At 71.2% G+C, this 20,474-nt stretch carries 15 protein-coding genes; 5 read left to right on the top strand and 10 right to left on the bottom strand.

The window, feature by feature from the left end:
• The first annotated feature begins 122 nt into the window (after positions 1-122).
• Positions 123-1,466, top strand: coding sequence for a COG1470 family protein (locus tag N4G66_RS26750; RefSeq protein WP_261706755.1), 1,344 nt, complete (start codon positions 123-125; stop codon positions 1,464-1,466).
• 761 nt (positions 1,467-2,227) lie between these two features.
• On the opposite strand, the gene N4G66_RS26745 is transcribed toward N4G66_RS26750, so the two are convergent.
• The gene (locus N4G66_RS26745) at positions 2,228-5,296 is read right to left on the bottom strand and encodes an FG-GAP-like repeat-containing protein (RefSeq protein ID WP_261706754.1); all 3,069 of its coding nucleotides are present in this window, start codon (positions 5,294-5,296) and stop codon (positions 2,228-2,230) included.
• 319 nt (positions 5,297-5,615) lie between these two features.
• Here N4G66_RS26745 and N4G66_RS26740 point away from each other — a divergent pair, with 319 nt between their 5' ends.
• Positions 5,616-7,616 carry an NAD-binding protein gene (locus N4G66_RS26740; protein ID WP_261706769.1) on the top strand — a complete coding sequence of 667 codons (2,001 nt, stop codon included), beginning with the start codon at positions 5,616-5,618 and terminating at the stop codon, positions 7,614-7,616.
• A gap of 139 nt (positions 7,617-7,755) precedes the next feature.
• Here the strand turns inward: N4G66_RS26740 and N4G66_RS26735 are convergent, their stop codons facing one another.
• The gene (locus N4G66_RS26735) at positions 7,756-9,588 is read right to left on the bottom strand and encodes a S9 family peptidase (RefSeq protein WP_261706753.1); all 1,833 of its coding nucleotides are present in this window, start codon (positions 9,586-9,588) and stop codon (positions 7,756-7,758) included.
• Positions 9,589-9,795: 207 nt separating this feature from the next.
• Between N4G66_RS26735 and N4G66_RS26730 the strand changes: the two genes are divergently transcribed.
• Positions 9,796-10,170, top strand: a complete 375-nt coding sequence (locus N4G66_RS26730) for a nuclear transport factor 2 family protein (RefSeq protein WP_261706752.1) — start codon at positions 9,796-9,798, stop codon at positions 10,168-10,170.
• Between the two features lie 48 nt (positions 10,171-10,218).
• Positions 10,219-11,052 (top strand): SURF1 family protein, encoded by an 834-nt coding sequence (locus N4G66_RS26725; protein WP_261706751.1) that lies wholly within the window; start codon positions 10,219-10,221, stop codon positions 11,050-11,052.
• Between the two features lie 166 nt (positions 11,053-11,218).
• Here N4G66_RS26725 and N4G66_RS26720 read toward each other — a convergent pair whose 3' ends face one another.
• The 7 genes from N4G66_RS26720 to N4G66_RS26690 form a co-directional block, all read right to left on the bottom strand.
• Complete coding sequence (locus N4G66_RS26720) at positions 11,219-12,346, bottom strand: hypothetical protein (protein ID WP_261706750.1); 1,128 nt, start codon at positions 12,344-12,346, stop codon at positions 11,219-11,221.
• Positions 12,343-12,918, bottom strand: a complete 576-nt coding sequence (locus tag N4G66_RS26715; protein WP_315903695.1) for a SigE family RNA polymerase sigma factor — start codon at positions 12,916-12,918, stop codon at positions 12,343-12,345. The genes N4G66_RS26720 and N4G66_RS26715 overlap by 4 nt, the downstream gene beginning before the upstream one ends.
• Before the next feature lie 528 nt (positions 12,919-13,446).
• Positions 13,447-14,508 (bottom strand): aspartate-semialdehyde dehydrogenase, encoded by a 1,062-nt coding sequence (locus N4G66_RS26710; RefSeq protein ID WP_261706748.1) that lies wholly within the window; start codon positions 14,506-14,508, stop codon positions 13,447-13,449.
• Positions 14,505-15,797 (bottom strand): aspartate kinase, encoded by a 1,293-nt coding sequence (locus N4G66_RS26705; RefSeq protein ID WP_261706747.1) that lies wholly within the window; start codon positions 15,795-15,797, stop codon positions 14,505-14,507. Before N4G66_RS26705 ends, N4G66_RS26710 begins: the two co-directional genes overlap by 4 nt.
• A gap of 285 nt (positions 15,798-16,082) precedes the next feature.
• Positions 16,083-16,742, bottom strand: coding sequence for a DUF5063 domain-containing protein (locus N4G66_RS26700; RefSeq protein WP_261706746.1), 660 nt, complete (start codon positions 16,740-16,742; stop codon positions 16,083-16,085).
• Complete coding sequence (gene recR, locus N4G66_RS26695) at positions 16,735-17,334, bottom strand: recombination mediator RecR (RefSeq protein WP_261706745.1); 600 nt, start codon at positions 17,332-17,334, stop codon at positions 16,735-16,737. Before recR ends, N4G66_RS26700 begins: the two co-directional genes overlap by 8 nt.
• Before the next feature lie 86 nt (positions 17,335-17,420).
• Entirely contained in the window at positions 17,421-17,765 is a 345-nt protein-coding gene (locus N4G66_RS26690) for a YbaB/EbfC family nucleoid-associated protein (protein WP_261706744.1), read from the bottom strand.
• Between the two features lie 298 nt (positions 17,766-18,063).
• On the opposite strand from N4G66_RS26690, the gene N4G66_RS26685 reads away from it, so the two are divergent.
• Complete coding sequence (locus N4G66_RS26685) at positions 18,064-18,807, top strand: SLATT domain-containing protein (protein WP_261706743.1); 744 nt, start codon at positions 18,064-18,066, stop codon at positions 18,805-18,807.
• A 37-nt stretch (positions 18,808-18,844) separates the two neighbouring features.
• Here N4G66_RS26685 and N4G66_RS26680 read toward each other — a convergent pair whose 3' ends face one another.
• Complete coding sequence (locus N4G66_RS26680; RefSeq protein WP_261706742.1) at positions 18,845-20,377, bottom strand: substrate-binding domain-containing protein; 1,533 nt, start codon at positions 20,375-20,377, stop codon at positions 18,845-18,847.
• Between the last annotated feature and the right edge of the window lie 97 nt (positions 20,378-20,474).

Genomic DNA, 20,474 nt, shown 5'->3' with positions numbered 1-20,474 from the left:
CGGGCCACATCAACGGCTTACAAACGTAAAGGAGTTGACTTGGGCTTCAAAGGCATCACGACTGCCCGCGTGTTGCCCTCGTACCCCTCGTGGCGGCCCGGGCCCGCTCCTACCGTGGTCGCGTGACGCCTTCTGCAGCCTCTTCCGGCCCCGGTGCGCCCAGCCTCGACATCCCGGCCGTGACGGTGGCGCCCGGCAGCACCGCCACGACCAGCCTGACCGTCCGCAACGACAGCGACATCGTCGAGGCGTACAGCCTGGAGGTCGTCGGGGACTGCGCCTCCTGGGCCACCGTGGAACCCCCTAGGGTCTCCCTCTACCCCGGCACCTCCGAGACGGTGACGATCCGTCTGGAGCCACCGCGCTCGCCGGAGATACGCGCCGGTGAGCTGCCTCTGGGCGTACGGGTTCTGCCGGCCGAGCACCCCGACGCGGTGACGGTCCCCGAAACCACCGTGCGCATCGAGGAGTTCCACGAGCTGCGGACCGAGCTGGCCCCGCGCCGCCGGCGCGGCTGGCTGCGCGGCCGCTACCGGCTCGCGGTACGCAACCAGGGCAACACCCCGGTGCAGGTGGGCTTCACCCCCGGCCAGGCGGGCGAGGAGCTGGCGTTCGCCTTCAACCCGGCCGAGCCGAAGCTGGAGCCCGGCGAGTCGGTCGAGGTCGGGCTGCGGGTCCGTACGGGCAAGCCCGTGTGGTTCGGCTCCCCGGCGGTGTGGCCGTTCACCCTGGCCACCGCCGAGACCGGTGACCGGGACGGGACCCAGCCGGACGAGATCGCCGACCCGCCGCCGCTGGACGCGGAGTTCGTCCAGATCCCCATCTTCCCGAAGTGGCTGCTCGCCGTGCTCGCGGCGCTGCTCGCGCTGCTGCTCGCCTGGTTCACGCTGGTCCGCCCGGCGGTGCGCAGCGCCGCGAAGGAGGCGGCCAACGAGGTGGTCCAGCCGCGCCCCACGCCCGCAGGAGAGCAGGGCGGCAACGGGCAGACCCCTGGCAGCGGTTCCGGCGGCGCCAGCGCCTCGCCCGACGGTCAGGGCAAGGGCACCGGCAACGGTTCCGGAGCGGGCGGCGACGGCACCTCGACCGGGGACGGCACCGCGGTCGGCGGCGGTCAGCAGAGCTCGGCGACCATCGACTTGAAGACCTCCGGCGGGGCGACCGAGGCCGGCACCTACAAGGTGCCCGAGAAGAGCGTCTTCGGTGTGACGGACATCGTCGTCGCCAACTTCCAGGGCGATGAAGGGGTGATGACGATCACCTTCGGCAACCGCAAGATCACCACGATCGCCCTGGAAACCTTCCGCAACCAGGACTACCACTGGGTCACCCCCATCAAGATCCCCGCGAACAACACCGTGACCATCGAAGTGACCTGCACGAAGCCGGGCACTCCGGCCACCGGCCGCCAGGCGCAGGGATGTCACGAGGTCCTGAACGTGAGCGGTGTGGTCAGCCGCACCGAGTGAACCGCACCTCAAGCTCCCGATCATTTTTGATTGGTGCCGACTACATCTGTAAAGGGCGGCCATCGATTCTGTCCAGAATCCGATAACTCTGGTCTCAAAAGCGGCATCCCGTCGCAGACGGCACACATACGGCAGTCAAACCAACGGCATCATCACGATTACCGGCGCCACGTACATCCACGCCGGCGACCGCCGGAACACCTCCACCCTCGGCGCGCCCGAGCTCAACAGCCATCACCCCGTCTCACGGCGGCCCGCGTCGCGGAGCTCACCCTTTGGACGGCAACGGCCCACCCCTCACGAGTCCGCGAGAACAGCGGCTCGGATCGGGTACGTCCGCACGAGGCGCGTGGCTCGGGCATCGAGGTAGTGCCGACGATGCTCCGCAGGTTCCGCAGCAGCACGCCGAAGTTGAAGCGGTCGCCGGGAGGCGCGGGCCGGGAGTTGCTCAGCCGGTCGAGGTCGAGCACGGCGTGAGGGACCCGGGCGTCGGCGAGAAGGCCGCCCACCGCCTCGGCAACGGGTGTCTTGCCCACGCCGACAGTGCCGTTGATCAGGAGAGCCCGGGCGCCCCGGGGGCTGTCTGCGTGTATCTCGGCAGCGTACGGCGGGCGTGCGGGCCGTGGCCTGCCGGGCCGGTGGCCGTTGACGGGGGTACGGCACGGGACGCCCCGCCCGGGAAAAGGCGGGGCGTCGTCGGCGTGGTGCTGCCGGCCGTCGGGCCGGACGTGGTCACCCGGGCGCGGTCGCTGACCAGGGCGTCAGAACACGCCCTTGTATGCCTGCCACCCCGTGGCGATCTTCGTGCGGGCCCCCAACGACCCTGCTCCGTTGCCCGTGTTGCGCCACACGTTGCCGGAGGTGTCGCGGGAGACGATGTCCGCCTTGCCGTCGCCGGTGATGTCACCGACACCGACGACGACGTTGTACGACGAGCCCCAGTTCGTCGCGACCTTCACCCTGGGCTTGAAGCCGCCGGAGCCGTTGCCGTCGTACCGCCACAGGGTGTTGGACCTGTCCTGGGCCAGGAGGTCACCTCGGCCGTCGCCGTTGAAGTCGCCGACGCCCACGATCTTCTTGTAGCCGGACCAGTCCGCCGCGATCCGCACCCGCGCCGACAGAGTCCCCGTGCTCGTGCCCTTGTACAGGAACAGCTCTCCCGTCGACGCCTTGCGCGCGATCAGGTCCGGACGGCCGTCGCCCGTGATGTCCCCCGGCGAGGTCAGCGCGTTGTACTGGTTCCAGCCGGTGCCAAGCGAGGTGTGCGGGGTGCTGGTCACGAAGGCCTGCCCGCGCATGGTCCGGTACACCCGCAGTTCGCCGCTGCCGAACCGGACGAGGATGTCGTCGCGGCGGTCGCCGTTGACGTCGCCGAACGGGACCAGCGTCACGGAGGAGGGCCAGCCCGAGGCCGACATTCCCCCGCTGAAGGCGCCCGCCCCGTTGCCGGGCCGGTAGCCGACGACACCGGAGGACGTGAGGGTCAGGGCGTCGCCGATCCCGTCGGGCGCCCATGTGTCACCGCTGGTGAAGTCGTGGCGTACGGCGGCCCCGTCGGACACCTTCACCGTCTGCGACACCGTCGCCGCCGCTCCGGAACCGTCCGCGGGCCGGGCCGTCAGCTTGAAGGTGTACGTGCCGTTGGGAACGAGCGCGCCCGCGGTGTCCCGTATGTTCCACCTCGCGGTCAGGGTGCCGTCCACCTCTCCGCCGGTGAGCGTACGGACCACGGCACCGGTGGCCCTGCTGGTGAACGTGGCCGTCCAGGAGGCGGCGGGCTTGGAAAGCAGTCCGCGCCACTGCCACCAGGGGCTGCTGACCGTGCCGCTCTCCCCTGTGTTGTCGGTCGCCTCGGACTCGACGACACCGAGCGCCTGGGTGGTGACGCCGGTGGGCACCAGATGGATCCGCCGGTCCGCGTCGACATAGGCCACGGGCCCGCCGAACTTGTCCACGGTCCAGGTCGCCCCGCGCAGTACGGAGGCGCCCGCCGCGAGGGTGCCGATCGTACGGGTGGTCGCGGTGCCGTCGGCGAAGGAGGTGAGGAGGAGCGTTCCGGCCGAGGTGTCGTGCCGGACCAGGTAGCCGTCGCCGAGCAGCGCCTCGCCGGACGGGACCGGGATGTTCTTCTTCGCCGTACGGTCCCAGACGCCGGCCGCCGCGGTGGTGCCGCACGACCAGTAGATCCAGCGGCCGACGGCCTGCAGCTCCTTGGGGACGCAGGGGGCGCCGGTGCTCACGGTGTCCGTGGTCCTGTGGGTCTTCAGGTCCTGGGCGGTGACGACGCCCGTGGTGGAGCCCGGGGTCCAGAGCCTGGTCCCCCAGACGGAGGCGGCCGTGACGGAGCGGGTGACGACGGGCCGCAGGTCGGAGTGGACGCCGAGGTCGCCGACGTACTGCTTGGCGGGGGAGGAGCCGTTGACGATCGCGTACCGGCCGGTGACGTCCAGAACGGTCCCGGAGGCCGAGGGCAGATAGAAGAAGCCGGCCTCGTCGGCCTTGTCGATGGACTGGACGTACGACCCGACAGGGTCGGAGTCCGCGGTGAACGTCACCGCGCGGCCGTCTCCGGTGGCGTACGGGCCCACCGGCACTCCGTCCCAGCTCTGCCAGGTCCGTGCGCCCGGCGTCCCGTCGGCGGAGATCCGCCGGGTGTAGAGGCTGCCCATGAAGCTGCTGTCGGCCTCCTGGGTGGCCAGGGTGCCGTTCTGCAGCGACAGCCGCTCGATCCTGGCGGCCGCCGGCGGGACGGCGGCCACCTCGGTCGGCGTCGGCGTGTCCGCGCCCGTGTCGGTGAGCTTGCGCACCGCCCAGTGCGCGGAGTCGGCGCCGCCCACGGTCAGCAGGCCGCCGTCCGGTGTGGCGGTGACCGAGGTGCTCGCGTGCCGGAGCAGGGTGAGCGCGGCACCACCCGCGAGAGGGACAGCCGTCAGAGGCTCGCCGGACTCGTCGACCGAGTTGTTGGGGTTCGACGGTACGGAACGCGCGACCACGAGCCATCGGCCGACGATCCCGAGGTGCGGGGTGCCCTCGGTGCCGGGCAGCGTCACCGTCGTTTCGGGGGCGGACAGGTCGGCGCGGTCCAGGACGTGCGCCGTGCTGCCGTACGCGTACCAGACCAGCCGGTCGCCGCTGAGTGCGACGGCCGTCGGAGTGGTGGACACCGTCACGTCGCCGGTGACCTTCGCGGCGGACAGGTCCACCAGTGCCAGGTGCCGCGTGGCTCCCAGCGCGTAGCTGATGACGGCGGTGCCTCTGTCGCCGCCCAGGACGGTGAAGTTGGCGGTGATTCCGGCCGGCCATCCGTCGACGAGGGTGCCCTCGGCGGGTGCGCCGTCACCGTACAGCCACAGCGTGCGGTTGCCGTCGGCGTCGCGGGCCTGGGTCAGCACATGGGCGCCGTACGTTGCCTCGTACGTGCCGTGGGTGAGGGGGACGTCCGTGGCGGTACCGGCGGCCATGTCCCTGAGGACGACCTCCGAGGTGTACGAGACGACATCGGTCACGACGTCGGACGACGATCCGAGGTAAGCGGGGATCTCGAGCCGGGCGAGGTTGCCCAGTCCGGTGGTCGTACCGGTGGCGTACGACGTCCACAGGTAGCCGGAACTCCCCTCCTGGGCATGCAGGTAGCCGCTGGGGCCGGCGGAGTAGATCGGGTCACGGCGGGGGACGTAGCGGTCCGACTGGAAGATCTTCTCCGCCGCGAAGGCGGTGCTCCCGGCACCGGTGTCCGCGCCCGCCGGGACGGAGAGCGGGCCGGGACCAGCGGTCACGGCGAGGACCGCCAACGCGGCGGCGACACCACGGGCGGTGGTACGACGGGGCAACGTGGCCTCCGAGGCGAAAGGGCGTGGCGGGGCGGCGGTGGCGGATCGGGCCCGCGTCAGCGGCACTTCCAGGATTCCCAGCCTCAACTGCCCCCCGTACAAGGCAACTTGAGGGTAACAGCAACCTCCGACACATCAGGAGCACCTGGGATCACCCGCGAAGTGAGGGAAGAGTCGGCGGAGCGGCCTCGGTGAAGAGGCGGGGTCACCGGCCCGGTTCCCGGGGTTCCCCACTGGAACCACCCGTACCTGTGCGGCAGTCTTCTTCCTCGTGGGGAATCTTCCGTCTCAGAGTGCTTCGAGTGACGCCGCCGAGCACATGGTGGTGGCCGGGGACGACGCCCTGGCCCATCGGCTGGCCGCCGAGTTGCGCGGGGTGTACGGCGAGCGGGTGACCCTCGTGGTGCCGCCCGCGCAGGGCGGTGTGCGGCCGCCGGTCGTCGGGCGGACGCGGGCCACGGCCCTGTTCGACCGGGTGTCCGCGGCGGTGAACCGGGCCTCCGGGAACGGGGGCGGCGCCGGGGACGGGGAATCCGGGGGTGGCCGGACCGATGAGACTCCCGGTTCCGAGCGGGTGGTGGAGGCCGCCGAGCTCACCGAGGGTGCGCTCGCCTACGCGGGTGTCGAGCGGGCCGCCGCGCTCGCGCTCGTGTACGACGACGACGAGACCAACATCCGTGCCGCGCTCACCGCCCGGCGGCTCAACCCGCGGATCCGGCTGGTTCTGCGGCTCTACAACCGGCGCCTCGGGCAGCACATCGAGGCCCTCCTCGACCAGGCCTCGGCACTCGCCGCTGCCGCTGCCGACAGCGCGCTCCATGCAGGGGCCGGGGCCGGCGCCTCGAACGCCACCGGAGGCTCCTCGGGGCCGAACGCCTCGCCGACGCGCAGGAGCGCCGAGGCCTACGACGCCTCCACCACCGTGCTGTCCGACGCCGACACGGCCGCGCCCGCGCTGGCCGCGACCGCCGTGGCCGGTACCAGCAAGGTCGTCCAGACCGACGGGCTGATGCTGCGCGCGGTGGAGCGGCCACCGCCCGGTCCGGGTGAAGTCGCCGATCCGGGGCTGTGCACGCTGGCGTTGCTGTCCGCCACGACCAACGACCCCGCCGGCGCCGATGGTTCCGAAGGCAGCGGCGCGCAGGGGCCCCAACTCCTGCCCGACGAAAGGGCGGTGGCCGCCGCGACCGGACGCGGCACCGTCGTGCTGGAGAACGTTTCGTACTCCGGTCCCGAACTGAGTGCCGGGCGGGGCGTCGTCCCGTGGTTCGGTTCCCTGCTGTCCCGGCGGCTGCGCTGGTCGTTCGCGGGGCTCGTCGGATGTGTGATCGGGCTCGCCGTGGCGTCGGTGCTGGTCACCGGGGAGCCCGCGCTCCAGGCGACGTATCTGACACTGCTCGATCTCTTCGCCATCAACGATCCTGCCATCGGCAAGCCGCTCGGACGCCAGATCCTCCAACTCTGTTCCGGCATGGTCGGGTTGCTCCTGCTGCCGGTACTGCTGGCCGCGGTGCTGGAGGCGCTCGGCACCTTCCGCAACGGGACCGCGCTGCGCAAGCCGCCGCGTGGGCTGTCGGGGCACGTGGTGCTGCTCGGGGTCGGCAAGATCGGTACGCGGGTGCTGGCGCGGCTGCGGGAGCTGCGCATTCCCGTGGTGTGCGTCGAGGCCGATCCCGAGGCACGCGGGCTGGCGCTGGCGCGACGGCTGCGGGTGCCCGTGGTGCTGGGGGACGTGACGCAGGAAGGTGTGCTGGAGGCCGCCAAGATTCATCGGGCGCACGCGCTGCTGGCGTTGACCAGCGCGGACACGATGAACCTGGAGGCCGTGCTCTACGCGCGGACCCTACGGCCCGATCTGCGGGTCGTCCTGCGGCTGTACGACGACGACTTCGCGACCGCCGTGTACCGCACCCTGCGGGCCGCGCATCCGGGCGCGCTCACCCGGAGCCGCAGCGTGTCCCATCTGGCCGCGCCCGCGTTCGCCGGTGCGATGCTGGGGCGGCAGATCCTCGGGGCGATTCCCGTCGAGCGGCGGGTGCTGCTGTTCGCCGCGGTGGACGTGGGCGGGCATCCCCGGTTGGAGGGGCGCACGGTGGGGGAGGCGTTCCGGGCCGGGGCCTGGCGGGTGCTCGCGCTGGACACGGCGACTCCTGGAGAACGCCGGGCGGAACCGGCGTCCGCCTCGCGCGGCCCCCGCCTGGTGTGGGACCTGCCCTCCACCTACGTCCTGCGGTCCGAGGACCGCGTGGTGCTCGCCGCGACACGGCGGGGGCTCGCGGAACTGCTCGGCCGGCGGCCTCGGCAGCGGGCCGGAACCTAGCCGGCCCGGCGGAGAGGTCCGGCAGAAGGGGCCCGCCGGAGAAGGCCTGCCGGAGAGAGCCCGCCGCAGGGCCCGGCAACGGAGGGCCCGGCCCCTCCGCGCGGGGTCGGGGGCCCGGCCCTCCGCCGGGGTTCCGGGGCTACTTCCCCAGGTGTCGTTCCGCGAAGTCCAGTTCCAGGCGGACCTGCTTGATGCGTTCGTCGACGACCAGGGAGCCGTGGCCCGCGTCGTAGCGGTAGACCTCGTGGACGGCTTCGCGGGCGGCGAGGCGCGTGACGTAGTTGTCGATCTGGCGGATGGGGCAGCGGGGGTCGTTGACACCGGCAGAGATGTAGACGGGGACCTTGACCGCGTCGACGTAGGTCAGCGGGGAGGACGCCTCGAAGCGCTCGGGGACCTCCTCCGGGGTGCCTCCGAGGAGCGTGCGGTCCATGGCCTTCAGCGCCTCCATCTCGTCGTGGTACGCCGTGACGTAGTCGGCGACCGGGACGGCGGCGATGCCTAGGGCCCACGCGTCGGGCTGAGTGCCGACGCCGAGAAGGGTGAGGTAACCGCCCCAGGAACCGCCGGTGAGGATCAGCCGGTCGGGGTCGGCCAGGCCGGACGTCACCGCCCACTCGCGGACCGCGGCGATGTCCTCCAGCTCGATGAGGCCGACGCGGTGCTTGAGCGCGTCGGTCCACGCGCGGCCGTAGCCCGTGGAACCGCGGTAGTTCACCCGGACCACCGCGTAGCCGTGGTCGACCCAGGCCGCCGGACCCGCCGCGAACGAGTCGCTGTCGTGCCAGGTCGGGCCGCCGTGGATCTCGAAGACGGTGGGCAGCGGGCCGGTGGTGCCCGCCGGCTTCTGGATCAGGGCGTGGATGCGGCCGCCGGGTCCCTCGACCCAGACGTCCTCCACGGGGACCGATCCCGGGGACTTCTGGCCGGGCGGATCCAGGACGATCTCGCCGGTCGTCGAACGGACGGCCGAGGGCTCGGCCGCCGACGACCACAGATACTCCACCGTCCCGTCCGGGCGGGCCGTCGCCCCGGAGACCGTGCCGGGCGGGGTCGGGACCTCGGTCAGCCCGCCGGAGGCGAGGTCGTAGCGCCACAGGTCGCTGCGTGCCTCGAAGCTGTGGGCGATCAGGAGGGCCGAGCCGTCCGGATACCACTCGGCGGCCACGTCACCGGGGAGGTCGAGGCCCAGGTCCGTCTCCTTGCCGGTCGTCACCTCCCACACCAGAGGTTCCCAGCGACCGCGCCGCTGGTGCCCGATGAGCAGTCGGGTGTCCCCGTCGACGGGGGCGAAGCCCAGCACCTCGAGACCCAGCTCGACCGTGCCGCCCTCGGTGTCGTCGAGCTCGGCGACCGTCGAACCGTCCGGGCGCAGCACTCTGAGCGCCGAGTGCATCGCGTCGCCGTGCTCGGTGTGCTCGACGGCGATCAGCGAGCCGTCGTGCGAGAGGTCGCCGACCCCGGCCGACTCGCGGTGCCGGTAGATCTCCACCGGAGCCTCGCCGACGCGGGCCACATGGATCGTCGATCCGTCGTCGTCCGTCGAGCGGCCCACGACGGACGTACGCCCGTCGCGGCCGATGGTCAGGCCCGCCGGGTAGGAGGGCTCGAGGCCGGGGACCGCCGGATCGTCGACGCCTCCCGCGATCAGGGCGGCGCCGAACGGGCGGCGCCGCCAGATGCCGAACTCGTCGCCGTCCTTGTCGTCGAACCACCAGATCCACTCGCCGTCGGGCGAGAGCACCCCGTCCGTCGTGCCGTTCGCCCGGTGGGTGACCTGGCGCTGCTCCCCCGTCGCGCGGTCCCACGCGTACAGCTCGTACGTCCCCGTCGCGTTCGAGACGAACAGGGAACGGTGCGGGGCGTCCTCCGCCCAGTCCGGCAGTGACACCCGGGGTGCCCGGAAGCGCTTCTCCCAGTCGGGCATGTCTGCCTGCTGCTGCTCGGCGATGGACCTGGTGCTCTCAGTCATGGCCCCATAGTGCCTGGCTCACCCCGCCTCGCGCCGACGAGGTCCCCGGCCTGTGGACAACCCCGCGGCCGCTGCGCGCTCCGCCGCCCGCCGAGCGGCTCGCGCAGCTGCGCCCGCGCTCCCCGCACGTCCGCCGGGACGGTCCTGACCTGAGTACATGTGTGCAGTTCAGGACCGTTGTCAGTGCCGGGGTGCAGACTTTTTCGCATGACCGATCTGCGCAAGACCGTCGAGAGTTACTGGGCCGCCGCCGACGCCCGGGAATGGGGAGCGTTCGCGGACCTGCTGGCCGAGGACGTCGTCTACACCCTGCCGCAGACGCGTGAGCGCATCAGTGGCAGGGAGCGGTACGTCGAGTTCAACCGCGAGTATCCGGGCGACTGGCACGTCCGGATCGAGCGCGTCCTGGTCGAGCCCGGGCAGGCCGTCACCTGGACCCACTTCACGGTGGGCCTGGAGAAGATGCACGCGATCACGTTCTTCACGGCGGACGAGGAGGGCCGTATCGCCACGGTGACCGACTTCTGGCCCGAGCCGTACGAGCCTCCCGCGGGCCGGGAGCATCTGGCCGAGCGGTACTGAGCGGCCCCACGGCCGAGTCCGGCTCGGCCGCCCCGTACCGTGGAAGGCGTGTACCGGTTCCTGCTGACGCCCCGCTGGTGGGGGATCAACGTCTTCGTGTTGTTGGCCATCCCCTTCTGCATCTTCATGGGGTCGTGGCAGTTGGGGCGGTTCGAGGACCGTGTGCGGGACCACCGGACGGCGGACGCGGCGGCCTCCACGGCCAAGACGGATCCCGCCCGGCCGCTGGCCGGGATGCTGCCCGTGACCACCAGGACGTCCGGCAAGCAGACCACCGCGAAGGGCCGGTACGGCAAGCAGCTTCTCGTGCCCGGCCGGGAACTCGACGGCAGGAGCGGGTACTACGTGCTGACGCTCCTGCGGGTCGACGGAGGCAAGGCGCTGCCCGTCGTCCGGGGCTGGCTGCCCGGTGCCGCCGACCCGGCGAAGGCCCCGGCCGCGCCCGCGGGCGAGGTCACTGTCACAGGTGCGCTCCAGGCGTCCGAGAGTCCCGGGTCGAACGGTGTCAGCACGGTCGGCGGACTTCCCCCGGGGCAGACCGCGGCGATCAGCTCCGCGTCGCTGGTGAACCTCGTGCCGTACATCCCGTACGACGCGTGGATCACGCTCGACAAGGCCGACACCGGGATGAAGACGGTGCCTCCGACCGCGCCGGACAACACCGGCCTGGACCTCAAGGCGTTCCAGAACCTCGGCTACACCGGCGAGTGGTTCGTCTTCGCGGGCTTCGTCGTCTTCATGTGGTTCCGCCTCCTGCGCCGCGAGGTGGAGTTCGTCCGCGACGCCGAACTGGGGCTCGTCCCGGACGTCCGGGACGCCGGGGGGAAGCGGTCCGAGGACGCCGGCACCGCCGCTCCGGCGACGCCGTCCGCCTCGGCCTGATCGGCCTGACGGGGCGACCGACCGGGTCGGCCGGGGCGAGCCCGAGCACGGCTCCGCCCCCGCGCCGCGAATGGCTTCACCCAGCGCCGTGTTCCGCTTCACCCGACCGGCGCGTACCACTCGACCCGAGCGGTACGCGCCGGTCGGAACCAGCGTCACGTGTCCGTCAGGACGACGCCAGGATCCCCGTGTGGTAGACCGTGCCCGCGCAGGCGTTGGACACGGTCACCGATGCCGTCGCGCCGCCCGTCGCCGCCGTGCTGGAGACGATGACGCTGCCGTCCTGCACACCGTCCTCGACGAGGAGCTGGGGCGAGGTGCCACTGGCCCCGTCGGTGGTCGTGCCGCCGGTGTCGGTGGCACCCTCCGTCGGGGTCGGGTCCGGTGAGGGGTCCGCGGTGGCCGGACACGTCGAGGAAGGCACCCAGGCGAACTTCACCACGTACGAGGTGCCCGGCTGGAGGACCAGGGAGGTGACCTCCGTGGAGGCGTCCGGCAGCCCGGTGGCCGCGTCGCCCGCCACATGCGTGGCCACACCGATCCTGGCGGCGTCCGCCGCGCCCTGGGCGAGCGCGCTGACGGTGCCGGCGCCGGCGACCGTGCAGGCGGTGGTGGAGATGTTCGAGACGGTGAAGGAGCCGTAGACGGCGCCGTTGGAGTCCGGGGCGGCGGCGGTACCGGAGGCTCCGCCGAGCTGGTCCGCCGTGCACGTGGTGGCGACCGATGCGGAGGCCGAGGGGTCGGCACCGCCCGTGGCGGCCCCGCCGGCGCCCTTGTCCTTGTCGCCCGGCGGCTGCGTCTGGCCGTCCGTGGTGTCGCCCTTGGACGTGCCGGCGGAGCCGCCCGCGTCCTTGCCGCCGCCGTCCGAGCCCTTGCCCTGGTTCGCGCCGCCCTGGGCCTGCGAGCTGTTGGCCGCGATGGACGGGTCGGCGTTCGACCCGGAGGAGTTGGAGACATGGACGAGCGCCGGGATCGCCGTGCCGATGAAGAGTGCCGCCGCCGCCATGCCGACCACGGCCTGGCGCTTGCGGGCCCGTCGGGCCGGAACCGCACGGCGCAGGTGGTCCAGGGTGCCGTCGGTGGGTTCGATCTCCTGGACGGCCTGGTGCAGCAGCCGCCGCAGTGCCAGCTCGTCGGAGCCGAGCCCTTCGGACCCCAGTCCGTCCGTACCCAGGCTGTCGGGCTGTTCGTCGGGGCCGTGGTTCACAGTTCCGTTCCCAGCGTGCGATTGCTTGTGCTCGTGCTCCGGGCGCTTCTCGTCCCCGGGGGGCCGCCGGTCCTCGTACTCACTCATGCCGAGGCCCCCATGGCGACGCGGAGCGCGGCGATGCCCCGCGAGCCGTACGCCTTCACCGAACCCAGGGAGACACCGAGCGTCTCGGCGACCTGGGCCTCGGTCATGTCCGCGAAGTAGCGCAGGACCAGGACCTCGCGCTGGCGGCGCTGGAGTCCCTTCATCGCCTTGATCAGCGCGTCGCGCTCCAACTGGTCGTAGGCGCCTTCCTCGGCGCTCGCCATGTCGGGCATCGGCTTCGAGAGGAGTTTGAGGCCGAGGATGCGCCGGCGCAGGGCCGAGCGCGAGAGGTTGACGACGGTCTGACGCAGATAGGCGAGCGTCTTCTCCGGGTCCCGGACGCGTTTGCGCGCCGAGTGCACCCGGATGAAGGCCTCCTGGACGACGTCCTCGCAGGAGGCGGTGTCGTCGAGCAGGAGCGCCGCGAGACCGAGGAGCGACCGGTAGTGCGCCCGGTAGGTCTCGGTGAGATGGTCGACGGTCGTACCCGCCGCCAAGCCGTTCTCGGCGCCGTCGCGCTGATTCGGAATGCGGGTCGGCCGCGCTGAGGGCATCGGCGCGATCACCGGCATGCCGCCGGACGCGCCGGGGCTGCGGAGTCGGCGGGGTGGACGCAGGGCCACGCCCCTTGTCTGTACCGCAGTGAATTCGAGTACCTCTGCCACGCCAGTTGGACACACGTCCCCCCGGCAGGGTTGTACGCGACAGGCATCACATTCGCGCCGGGTGTCACATTGGCGGGAATCGCGTCCATCGGAACGCCCCCCGGACCGCCCGCCGGTACGCCGTTGAGTGCGCGCGACAGCGCACCAGATGCCCTCATGCGTAACAGCTCTTCCCCTATGCCCAATGTTCCGCCGCCCCCCGGACGCCCTGAATGGCGTCCGCAAAGACGCTCCCCGTCCGCCGCGCGGTTGCGGAGAGCGGGGAGCAAAATCTTCGAACGCCGACAGGGGTCTGTTCAAGTGGTCCGGACCATTAAGTTGATCACTGAACCGAGAGAGATCCTACAAACCCACCGCCCGCAGGGCACCGGGATTACGGCCGACGCCCGCCGGGAGCGCAGAACCTGCGGAACCGACGGACGTCCGGGGCCGCGCCTACGAAGTCCCGATGATCTCCGCAGCCACCAGTTCCGCGATCTGAGCGGTGTTCAGGGCGGCGCCCTTGCGCAGGTTGTCCCCGCACACGAACAGTTCGAGGGCCGTCGGGTCGTCCAGTGCCCGGCGGACCCGGCCCACCCACGTCGGGTCGGTGCCGACCACGTCCGCGGGCGTGGGGAACTCCCCCGCGGCCGGGTTGTCGAAGAGCACGACGCCGGGCGCGGTGGCCAGGATCTCCCGCGCCTTGTCGACGGTCACCTCGTCCTGGAAGCGGGCGTGCACGGTCAGCGAGTGCGTGGTGACGACGGGGACGCGGACGCAGGTCACGGCGACCTTCAGATGGGGCAGCCCGAGGATCTTGCGGGTCTCGTCGCGTATCTTCATCTCCTCCGAGGACCAGCCGTCCTCGGCGAGCGACCCGGCCCACGGCACCACGTTCAGCGCGACCGGCTCCGGGAACGGGCCCGTGTCGTCGCCCACCGCCCGGCGTACGTCACCGGGGTTGTTCCCCAGTTCCGTACCCGCGACGAGGGACATCTGCCTGCGCAGGGTCTCGACGCCCGCGCGGCCCGCGCCACTGACCGCCTGGTACGAGGAGACGACGAGTTCGCGCAGCCCGAACTCGGCGTGCAGGGCGCCGAGCGCCACGATCATGGAGAGGGTCGTGCAGTTCGGGTTGGAGACGATCCCGCGCGGTCGCACGCGCGCGGCATGCGGATTGACCTCGGGGACCACGAGGGGCACTTCCGGGTCCATCCGGAAGGCGCCGGAGTTGTCGACGACGACCGCGCCCTTGGCGGCGGCGATCGGCGCCCACTGGGCGGCCACCTCGTCCGGTACGTCGAACATGGCGACGTCGGCCCCGTCGAAGGCCTCCTCCGACAGGGCCACCACCTCGACCTCGACGCCGCGCACGGCCAGCTTGCGGCCGGCCGAGCGCGGCGAGGCGATCAGACGGATCTCGCCCCAGATGTCCGCGTGCTGGGACAGGATCTGGAGCATGACCGTGCCGACGGCCCCGGTCGCTCCCACGACCGCGAGCGTCGGTCGTCCGGTCATCGCCCGGTGCCTCCGTAGACAACGGCTTCGTCGCTGTCGGAGTCGAGTCCGAAGGCGGTGTGCACGGCCCGTACGGCCTCGTTGACGTCGTCGGCGCGGGTGACGACGGAGATGCGGATCTCGGAGGTCGAGATCAGCTCGATGTTGACCCCGGCGTCGGTGAGCGCCTCGAAGAAGCCGGCCGTGACACCCGGGTTGGTCTTCATGCCGGCGCCGACGAGCGAGATCTTGCCGATCTGGTCGTCGTAGCGCAGCGACTCGAAGCCGATCACGCCCTTCGCCTTCTCCAGGGCGTCGATGGCCTTGCGGCCCTCGGTCTTGGGGAGGGTGAAGGAGATGTCCGTCAGGCCCGTGGTCGCCGCCGACACGTTCTGCACGATCATGTCGATGTTGATCTCGGCGTTGGCGATGGCGCGGAAGATCGCGGCGGCCTCGCCCGGCTTGTCCGGGACACCGACGACCGTGACCTTGGCCTCGGAGGTGTCGTGAGCGACACCGGAAATGATGGCCTGCTCCACCTTCTGGTCCCCTTGCTGCTGTGTCTTTCGAACGAGTGGTGCGCTGCTGACCCAGGTGCCCTGAAGTCCGCTGAAGGACGAGCGCACATGGATCGGGATGTTGTAGCGGCGGGCGTATTCCACACAGCGGTGGAGCAGCACCTTGGAGCCGGAGGCGGCGAGTTCCAGCATGTCCTCGAAGGCGATCCAGTCGATCTTCTTCGCCTTCTTCACCACGCGCGGGTCGGCGGTGAACACACCGTCCACGTCGGTGTAGATCTCGCACACCTCGGCGTCGAGCGCCGCGGCCAGCGCGACAGCCGTGGTGTCGGACCCGCCGCGGCCCAGTGTGGTGATGTCCTTCTTGTCCTGCGAGACACCCTGGAACCCGGCGACGATGGCGATGTTGCCCTCGTCGAGCGCCGTACGGATACGGCCCGGGGTGACGTCGATGATCCGCGCTTTGTTGTGGACCGAGTCGGTGATGACGCCTGCCTGGCTGCCGGTGAAGCTCTGGGCGCTGTGGCCCAGGTTTTTGATCGCCATCGCCAGCAGGGCCATGGAGATCCGCTCTCCGGCGGTCAGCAGCATGTCGAACTCCCGGCCGCTGGGCATCGGAGACACCTGCTCCGCGAGATCGATCAGCTCGTCCGTCGTGTCGCCCATCGCGGAAACGACCACGACCACCTGGTGGCCGTTCTTCTTCGCTTCCACGATCCGCTTGGCGACGCGCTTGATGCCCTCGGCATCGGCTACGGAGGAACCTCCGTACTTCTGCACGACAAGGCCCACGTGCGCTCCTCGCTCAATCCGTCTCTGCACCGCACAACTGCGGTCGGCTCAGTCTAACGAGCGGCCGGATTTCCCTTCCGGGGTATCGCATCGTGAGATGTCCCGCTCACGACGTGATCACTCCGGGCTGTCAGGGGCAAGGGACATCCGGCCGCTCCGAGACGGCACCTGCCCGTGCCGGAGCCCCGCCACTCCGAAAGTGCCCCGAGTCACACCGCGGGCCGCGCCGGAGCACGACGGGACCTCCGGCCGGTACGCGGCCGGACCTCGCCGGAGCGCGGCCGGCTACTTGACCGTGCGCAGACCGAGCGGCCCCGCGATCTCCTCCGCCATCACCTTGCCGGCCTCCTCCGCGAGGGCCTCCTCGCCGATCTCCTGGTCGGTGTCGAGGCCGTCGAGCTCCTCCAGGGGCTGGTTCAGCCGGACGTGGGCCACCACGGACTGCAGGGCACGCAGGGCCGCGGAGGCGGTGGAGCCCCAGTTGGAGAAGTAGGAGAACTGCCACCACCACAGGGCTTCCGTGGTGCGGCCCGCGCGGTAGTGGGCCATGCCGTGGCGCAGGTCCGCCATGACGTCGGCCAGGTCGTCCGAGATGCGGGCCGGGACGGGGGCCTTGCGCGGCTCGTAGGGGTCGAAGACCTCGGAGTAGACGTCGATCGGCTCCAGCATCACCGCAAGACGCTCGCGGAGTTCGTCCACATCCCCTTCCGGGCCGAGGTCGGGCTCGTAGCGCTCGTCGGGGACGATGTCCTCGTGCGCGCCCAGACGGCCGCCGGCCAGGAGGAGTTGGGAGACCTCCAGGAGGAGGAAGGGCACGGCCGAGTCCGGCTCGTCGCCCTTGGCCACCTCGGTGACGGCGACCAGGAAGCTCTCTACCTGGTCCGCGATCTGGACCACGAAGTCGTCGGGGTCCGGGCTGGTCGCGTGCAGCGTGGCGTCAGACATCTAGAAGTCGTCTCCCCTCGAAGGCGCGGCCGAGCGTGACCTCGTCCGCGTACTCCAGGTCGCCACCCACCGGGAGGCCGCTGGCCAGGCGGGTGACCTTGAGGCCCATGGGCTTGATCATGCGGGCGAGATACGTGGCCGTGGCCTCGCCCTCCAGGTTCGGGTCCGTGGCCAGGATGAGCTCGGTGACCGCTCCGTCGGCGAGGCGGGTCAGGAGTTCCCTTATCCGCAGGTCGTCCGGGCCGACGCCCTCGATCGGGCTGATCGCGCCGCCGAGCACGTGGTACTTGCCCCGGAACTCACGGGTGCGCTCGACCGCGACGACGTCCTTGGGCTCCTCCACCACACAGATCACCGAGAGGTCGCGGCGCGGGTCGCGGCAGATGTTGCACAGCTCCTCCTGCGCGACGTTGCCGCAGGTCGCGCAGAAGCGGACCTTCGCCTTGACCTCCATGAGGGTCTGCGCGAGCCGACGGACGTCCGTCGGGTCCGCCTGCAGGATGTGGAAGGCGATCCGCTGCGCGCTCTTGGGACCGACGCCGGGGAGCCGCCCCAGTTCGTCGATGAGGTCCTGAACAACGCCTTCGTACAACGGATTGCCTTTCCGAGTGTCCTGGTACCGCCTGGTCCCGTCCTACGTTTCCTGCTGGTGCGTACGGTAGTTGGCCGCCACCGGTCTTAGAAAGGCAGACCGGGAATGCCGCTGCCGCCGCCGAGCCCCTGGGTGAGCGGGCCGAGCTTCCGCTGCTGGAGCGCCTGCGCGTTCTCGTTCGCCGCCTGGACGGCCGCGACGATCAGGTCGGCGAGCGTCTCGGTGTCCTCGGGGTCGACCGCCTTCGGGTCGATCACCAGACCGCGGAGCTCTCCGGAGCCCGTCACGGTCGCCTTCACCAGGCCGCCGCCCGACTGGCCCCCGACCTCCGTCCGCGCCAGCTCCTCCTGCGCGTTCGCCAGGTCCTGCTGCATCTTCTGGGCCTGCTGCAACAACTGCTGCATATTGGGCTGGCCACCACCGGGAATCACGATCAGCTCCTGGTTTCGAGTACGGCTGTGTGGACCGTTTTTCCTGTCCAGCACGAGCCTACGTGGTCCACGGGCCCGTCGCCCAAGCACTCTTTCGAGTGACACCGTCACGGCGCCTATACCTGATCAAGACCCTCTTCCAGGCGGAAAAGCCAGTAAACCCGGTCCACCGCCACCCATTGGGCGGTAGGAAGGGGGCGGCGCATTTGCACCACGTGTCACAGGACGTCACGCAGTGTCAGTGCCGTCACCGTCGTCACCGTCGTCCGTCGTCACCGTCGTCAACTAGGGAGTACCGGTGAGTCAGCCGGAGATGCAGCCGGAGGGGCCGCCCCAGGACGGGCGGAGCGAGGACGCGGCGGGGCTGCGGCCGGGCGACCTGACCGGCCGGCCGTTTCCGCTCGGCGACTGGGGGGAGCCCGCCGAGCGGCTCCACGAGCTCTACCGCTGGGTGGAGCAGGGGGCGCTCGACACAGCCGCCTGGTACCTCTCCGACCGCGTGTGGAAGCGGTGGGGGGCGCGGCTGCTGCGGTGCGGTGCCTCGCTGGGCGCCGTCGCCGGGGCCGCGCTGCCGCTGCTCGACCTCACCGGGTCGGCGAGAGGGGCGGCTCCGTGGGGATATCTGGCGCTGCTGCTCGCGGTCTCCTGCGTCGCCGTCGACCGGTTCTTCGGAGTGACCTCCGGATGGATAAGGGATGTGGCCACCGCGCAGGCCGTGCAGCGGCGGCTCCAGGCACTTCAGTTCGACTGGGCGTCCGAGAGCGTCCGGGAGGTTCTCGGGCCCGCGGACGGAACGGCCAGCGAGGCGGCGGACCGATGCATCGGGGTGCTGCGCAGGTTCTCGGAGGACGTCACGGAGCTGGTGCGCACCGAGACGGCGGACTGGATGGTGGAGTTCCGTACGGGCCCGGCGCCGCTGGGGATCCAGTCGTCCTCGGCGGGGGCGCCCCGGCCCGACGGGTCGCCCCTGAACGGGCGGGTCCCGCTGCCGCCGGGAACCCGCCCGAACATGCCCCGCCAGCGCCCGCCCGAGCCCCGGTAGCGTGCCGCGCGGCGCGTGCGCCGGGGTTGGCGCGGCGTCACCCGGCGCCGCAGATCCTCAGCCCGACCGGCGTCCCGCACGGCAGATGGCCGTGGGTGCGGACGACGTCCTGGCCGTTGCCCCGGCCGATGTAGGAGAGGAAGCTGGAGGCGAGGGAGTCCGCGGGCGGCTGTCCGTAGGTGTAGGCGTACTCGATCTCGCGGTACGGGTAGTCCGAGGTGCCGTGCTCCAGGTCCTCGACGGAGGCGGTGTGACCGTCGAGGCTGATCCGGTGCAGGCCCTTGTGGCCGGTGGCGTCGTTGAGTTCGCTGTAGCCGATCGCGCCGGGCAGCCTGGCGACGGTGTTCAGCACCTGCTCGGTGGAGTCGAGTTCGCAGCGCACGAGCGGTGCCGTCGCGTCGTCCTTGTGGACGCAGTCCAGCGAGGAGTTGGCGATCTCGCCACGCCCGAGCACCCGGCGCTGGAACACCTGCCGGGTACCGGAGTTGGCGTCCCGGCTGACGAGGAGGACGGGTCTGTCGGGTCCGCCCAGCTGCTTCCAGTTCCTTATCTCGCCGCGGTACAGACGTCGTACGTCGGTCAGCAACAGGTTCCTGACCGGGACGGAGTCGTTGACGACCAGCGCGAAGACCGACACCGCGATCCGGTTCTCCCGCAACCGCGGGAAGTCGCCGGGCTTGGGGCCGTCGGAGAGGGCGACGAGGGCTGGGGACCCCTTCTTCGACTCCTGCCCCACCGCGTCGAGTTCGCGCACGCCGGCCGTGCTGCCGTGGGCGTCCACCGTGATCGCGGAGCCCGGGCAGTCGTGCTCGTACTTCTCGGCCAGTTCGCGCATCACGGGCTCGAAGGCGGTCGAGCCGGTGACCGTCAGCGTGCCCTGCGCGCAGCCGATCGGCTGCGGGGAGTCGTCGCGCAGGACGACGATCAGGGCGAGCGCGACGACGCACACCGTCAGCAGCACGGTGATCAGCCGGGCCGCGCGGCTGAACAGCGGTGGCTGGTCGTCCGGTGTCGTACTGCGGTTGGGCCGGACCTCACCGTCCCGGATGCCGCCGACGATCCGTATCGGACATCCCACGTCGCCGCCCGACAGCAGGACGAGCAGTTTGAAGTGCTCGCCCCGGTTGAGCGGGACCCGCGGGATGCGCAGTGTGCCGTCCTCGTAGCCGAGACCGGCGGCCGGGGTGAAGTGGTCCATCAGGTGGTCGGTGCCGGGCGGCTGGGTCACGGACACACCACGGATGGTGCGGTCGGTGAACACCGCGGTCAGCCCGTGCCGTTCACGGCTCGTGTAGTCGTCCCCGGCGATGCTCTGCGAGCCGTCGTTCTCGATCCGCAGCAGCACCAGGGTGGCGTCGGACATGCCGGGGGTCTCGTCGAACAGCCCGAGCCGTACGTTCGCGCGTCCCGAGCGGACGTCGTCGCCGATGGGATTGTCCATCTGGACGCGGTAGCCGACAGTTTTGCGGCGCGGCACCCTTCGCTCGTACCAGACCATCACGGCGGAGGCGACGACACCGATGGCGGCGGTCCCGACGGCCACGACATTCTCTGCGCTCAGCCACTCCACGTGAGCCACTCCCCCGAGCACTGCGGTGCGGTCACCGTACGGCTCCGGCCGGAAACAACCCACATACGGGAAGTGAACTTCAACAGCCCTGGACGGC

The sequence above is a fragment of the Streptomyces rhizosphaerihabitans genome, from assembly GCF_025399795.1.
GTDB lineage: Bacteria > Actinomycetota > Actinomycetes > Streptomycetales > Streptomycetaceae > Streptomyces > Streptomyces rhizosphaerihabitans.
Note: the sequence above shows the minus strand (reverse complement) of the source record. Positions and strands in the feature narration are given on the sequence as shown.